Source organism: Siccirubricoccus deserti (assembly GCF_014283215.1).
Classification (GTDB): domain Bacteria; phylum Pseudomonadota; class Alphaproteobacteria; order Acetobacterales; family Acetobacteraceae; genus Siccirubricoccus; species Siccirubricoccus deserti.
In genome coordinates this window covers 1-4,943 of sequence record NZ_JACOMF010000134.1, presented here as the reverse complement: position 1 = coordinate 4,943, position 4,943 = coordinate 1, and the positions used below count along the sequence as shown (strand labels likewise).

The following is a 4,943-nucleotide window of genomic DNA, read 5'->3' as shown; positions in this document are numbered from 1 at the left end:
ACGCGCAGGCAGGACCGGTCTGGTACTGGCCCGGGCAGCATGCGTCGAGGAATTCCCCCGACATGTCGCTCTCCTATAGATACCAATTAGGAAAGTGACATCCGGGGGGAATTCCTGTCTCCCGGCTGCGTCGAGGAATTCCCCCGACATGTCGCTCTCCTATAGATACCAATTAGGAAAGTGACATCCGGGGGGAATTCCTGTCTCCCGGCTTCCCCCTCTCCTGCGCGTCTCACCTGACTCAGCGCATGCTGCCCCCGGCCGCGAGGCATCACCGATCGCGCCTCCACCTCCCCATGCGAAGCGCGGTGCTCGACCCCCGGGAGCGCGCGCCGCTCCGGCGTGCGCCGAGGGGAGAGAGCGGGACGGGCATGGCCCCCCGGCCAGTGCCCGGACCACCCGGTTCCTCACCCAACCGTCTCCACACCGTCGAGCGATCATCGGCAGGATGATCGGCGAGGAAGGCGGCACGACCGTCAAGGCGAAGATCAGCAGGACATGGCCACGACCGTCAGCCGACCGTCACGCGATCAGCCCGCTCTCCCCGGCGCCGCGCATCACCCGACCTTCATCCGGTACCGCTGGCCACGGTCGAGGTGCAGGACGAGACCATAGCGGCTCCGGCCCAGCGCGCCCTCCATCAGCAGCCCGAACAGCCGCGGGTTGACCAGCAAGTGGTGCTGAATGCCCTCGCGGCCGCGAAAACCCAGGTTCCGCCCGGCCGTTTGGTTGAACTCGTCGATGTGCCGGAGCAGACAGGCGTCCGACCGGCCCATCCATGCATTGAGCGCTTGGACCCGCTCGTACTCGGCGGGCGACATAAATGCCATCGTTTGAATGACGCTCTTGCCGATCAGGTCATTGCTGCCGCGCGCCCGGGCGTGCGTCATCGAGTTTGGAAGATCGGCAACGCGGTTGCTCACCACCCATGCATCTGGCAGGCCGAGGCGCCGGCGCCACTCCTCGCAGAGCCGCGACAGGTTGCGTGCCGTCACGCCCCTGATGGCGTGGACCATCACGTCACAATGCGGCAGAGAGGGAGCATCGAGTTCGAAAAACGACCATGAGGGATCGGCGCGGCGTGCGACAGCGGTCGGTAGGGCTTCCGTGGTCAGGACAACCACGTGGGGCGCCAAGCCGCCCTGCCACCACATCCTTGGCTGGACGCACCAAGGGTGGCCGTGCCGGGCAGCGTAGATGTCCGGACGGTCGCCGTCCGCCCCGGCTTCAGCCTCTTCCTCGACGACGTACTCGCCGCTGTTGCGGGTCGTGACCTGAGTCCAGGGACCGTCCGCTACCGCGGCCAGCCTACGGAACTCGTCGAAGGAGAGATTGATGGCCTCGCCGCCAATTACCGGCTTTCCCTCCTGGGCCACGAACGCCTCCCAGGCGGCGTGCTGGCGGTCGATCCCCGCCCGTCCGCGCGCGGCCTCGTGCCGGTCCGAGAGCCGCCGGACCCATTCGAGGACCGCGAGTGGCCGCATCTCCACCACGCTCTCGACCCGAACTTCGTCGTGCACGGCCAGCCCCAGAGCCGTCTCTCGGACGGCGCGCCCTCGCCGCTCGGCTTCGTCGCGTGCGCCGTCCCAGAAGGAGTGGGACCACATGGCCCTAGTGGGGCTCTGCCGATCCCACCCCTGGAGCACCTGATGGACCGTGAAGCCGACCATGCGAGCGTCCCCAACCTTCGCCCAAATCGCGGCGTGCATGGCCCGGAACGCCTCCATGATCCGTGGTTGGGCCGCCTTCACCGCCGACCACAGACTGCCGTGCCCGCGCCTCGCCGCCTCAGCCTGCGACATGGCCGTCTGGCCCAATTCACGGCACATCCGCGCGTATGCCTCCGAGAAGGAAGGCAGCACCACGCCGACGAAGCCACTGCCGCGCTGTGCCTCGTTGAAGGCGTCGCACTTCTCCTGAGCGGTCTCGTAGTCTCCGAACCCGTACAGGGCCAACGTTGGGTCACCGGGACGCTCGATGCGCTCAACGATCCGGTTGTGCTCGGCGAACAACGCAGATGACTTCCCGGCGCCCTCCGGTCCGCTCACCCAGAGAAGCTGGTGCGCCGGGACCGCGCCAAGGAAGAACGCCCTCACGGCGGTGCGCGCCGACCCCGGGTCGTGCGCCGCCTCCCGGAACTCAACCTCCAACGGGTGCTCGGCCAAACTCGCGCTCGGCCGGGGGATGACGACAGTTTCCTCCGTGGCGGCCTCGTCCTCTTCCCGGCGCATCCGCTCGTGCTGCGCGACCCAGAAGCGAATCATGTGGCCGAGCGGGAACAGCAACGGACGAGTGTGCAGATGATCGGCACCTGTGCCCGTGAGGAGGATATTCGTGTGATCCTCGCGGAGGATCGACGCGGCATTGCGATCATGTGGCGAGTTGAAGAAGCGAGCCACCCACTTTCCGCGCTCGTGCGTGAGGCGTTCGAGCTTCGGCCATTCGCCGAAGTGCTTCCTCAGCTTTTCCTCGCAAAAGGCGACCTGCTCGGGCGTCAGGTCGCCGACGGCAGCGGGCCTCGCGCCGTCTCGGGCGGGGCGCGACCGATCGCCAGGAGCGACTGGGACCTCGTGGAAGGGCTCCGGACGAAAGAACAGCGCGGTAGCGCCGGGTGCAGCGCGTTCACGCCACTGTTCCCATACGGTAACCTGCCGTACCCAAGTGCCGGGCGGGACACCGAGGATGTGGTCGCTGCCCTCCACAAGCCGGTAGGCGTTCGGCAACCGCCTATAACTTTCTGGGAAGCGGAGCATGGGGTCGGGCTCGACACCATTGGGGACGGCCAGCACTTCACGCACGATCGGCCGCAGCAGGTTCCAGTGAGCGACAAATCCGGGTCGTAGGTCCGCAATCGCGTAGAGGTCCAGCGCCTCGGCGGCGAGTAAGGTGTTGAACGTGGCGTGGATGTGCAGGGACTTGCCGCCAGAATAATTCACCGTGAGCCCCGCGAAATCTGCATATTCGGACAGGCGAGCGAACAACCTTCCCATCGGAGAGTCGCTGGCCTTCTTCCGCGACATGAGCCACGACATCTGCTCGCGGAAGAATTCGATGCTCCGCTCGTCGTGCTCGAACGTGAAGACGTAAAAGGGGCCTAGTGCAACGCGCTCCGACGGCCGCTGCCAGACCTCGGTGCCCATCAATTCGTCGATCTCGGGGCGGCATGCCTTGAGGGGGTTAGCGAAGAACGCCATGAGCGCCCAGGGCTCGGGGGCGTCGATCGAGTATGGCGCAGTGCCGCTGGCCAACGCCTGGGCGAGTTCGTGATTGCGTCCCGGCGTCTCCTTGAGGATGGCGACTGGGTAGTATACCGCCTCGTCGATGTCCTGGCCGGGCGCGCAGCGAAACAGGTATGGCTTAAGTACACGATTGACGAGAAGGTTGCCCGGCTTTGCAAGTGCGGCGCGGAAGCGGCGCGCGGCGCTGCCGCCAAGTGCCTTCTCCACGAGAGTGAGGAACTGCTCCTCGTGGGCGGCGAGAGTGAAGTCGAGCATTCGTGTGTGTCCGGCGAAGATCGTGGTTGTCGTGGGGACGCAGCCGGTGCCGGCTGAGACGCACACACTGCGGTCGCTTGCGGCACTGTTGGCCCTTCGGCCGGCCGGTGCCCGCGCGGCGGAGCAGAGCCGGTGTACCCTGCTTCCGCCTCTTTGGCTGGGTAGCCGTCTTGCCAACGCTTGCCGAGAAAGCGCGGGGGTTCAGGCCGTAGTGCTGGGCTTGCCAACCCAGCGCCACTTCTGGATCAGTGCCGGCTGCTGCGGACCAGCAAATCACGCAGCGGCTTGAGGTCGCCGTCGGCGAGCCGATTGAGAGTCGCGCGGTGCATCTCCTCGATAACTTCGAGGCCGCGGGGATTGAGCGACTTGTCGGTAATCCGTTCGACCTTGGCGAGCGACGCCTTAAGCTGCGCGTGGGCGGCGGTGAGGAGGCGGCGCGACGTGCTGCGCAGCTTTTCATCAGTCTGTGCGGCGAGTGCCCGACGTTCCTCCGCCGTCCAGCCGCCCTTCGCGAACAGCTTCACAATGTCAGGCGCGTCGTAGGCCGCGAACATGGCCTCAGTGTCGTCCTCGTCGACCTCGTTGTCGTGGATGTCGGTCACGGCACTCTCCCTCCTATGGAACCACGCCGCCGGTGATGATCTTGGCCGCGCTGAGGGGTGTTCCCGCTAGTCGCCGCACAGCGCGGCGTCAATAGAAATGCAAATGCGTCTTCGGATCGATTGACTGGCCGCGTGTGGAGCCGAGCCACTACGACTGGTGTGCCAGCGCAGCGCGCCTCCGCTGTGAGCGCAGGCGCCGTCGAATGCGGACCCGGATTGCAGGTCGAGCCGATGCTCATCGCCTTCTAGTCCTGCTGATCGGCCCGACGACCAGCCGAGATAACTACCGACGGACCAACAGCAAGGAGGTCGGCATGACCATCCAAGACATATACCAAACCGCAAGCCAACGCGGTCTGGCGCAATCCAAGCGCCAGTTCTCGACCGCCTATTTGGGGTGCGCGCCCAACTACCTCGCCGATGCAGGCTGGGAGAGATGCAGCACGCGCGTAATCCTCCACCTCTACCGCAGGCTTGGTGAGGAGGGGCAGGCTGATCTTCAAGCGCTGGCCTTTCAGCGGCTCCTAGCTGCGGAGGCGCAGGACGGTGGTGCCCTGGCGGTGGGAGCATGAGGTACGTCGAGATCGCCAATCCGCCACAGCCGACCGACAAGGCAGTCATGCGCGGGCTCATGGACACTGTGAGGGCTGCCCACCGGGAGCGCATCTGGCCGGAGATCGACAACCCGACGGCCGAGCAATACGCCGCCATGCAGCACGTTGAACCGCCCCGGGTTTGCCGGAGGCAGGGGAGTTTGAGTCAGGCTGCCAGCGCAACCTCCTGCTGGCTGGCATAGTAGCGCGCCTCAGCTTCGGCGGGTGGGATGTTGCCGATCGGCTCGAGGAGG

General features: G+C 66.0%; 3 protein-coding genes. 1 reads left to right on the top strand and 2 read right to left on the bottom strand.

Annotated features, from left to right (window positions below; translation table 11 throughout):
- Positions 1-557: 557 nt before the first annotated feature.
- On the bottom strand, positions 558-3,494 hold the full coding sequence (locus tag H7965_RS28605) for a hypothetical protein (protein ID WP_186773914.1): 2,937 nt from the start codon (positions 3,492-3,494) through the stop codon (positions 558-560).
- Positions 3,495-3,739: 245 nt separating this feature from the next.
- Complete coding sequence (locus H7965_RS28600) at positions 3,740-4,096, bottom strand: hypothetical protein (RefSeq protein WP_186773913.1); 357 nt, start codon at positions 4,094-4,096, stop codon at positions 3,740-3,742.
- A gap of 314 nt (positions 4,097-4,410) precedes the next feature.
- Here H7965_RS28600 and H7965_RS28595 point away from each other — a divergent pair, with 314 nt between their 5' ends.
- The gene (locus H7965_RS28595) at positions 4,411-4,668 is read left to right on the top strand and encodes a hypothetical protein (RefSeq protein WP_186773912.1); all 258 of its coding nucleotides are present in this window, start codon (positions 4,411-4,413) and stop codon (positions 4,666-4,668) included.
- Positions 4,669-4,943 lie beyond the last annotated feature (275 nt).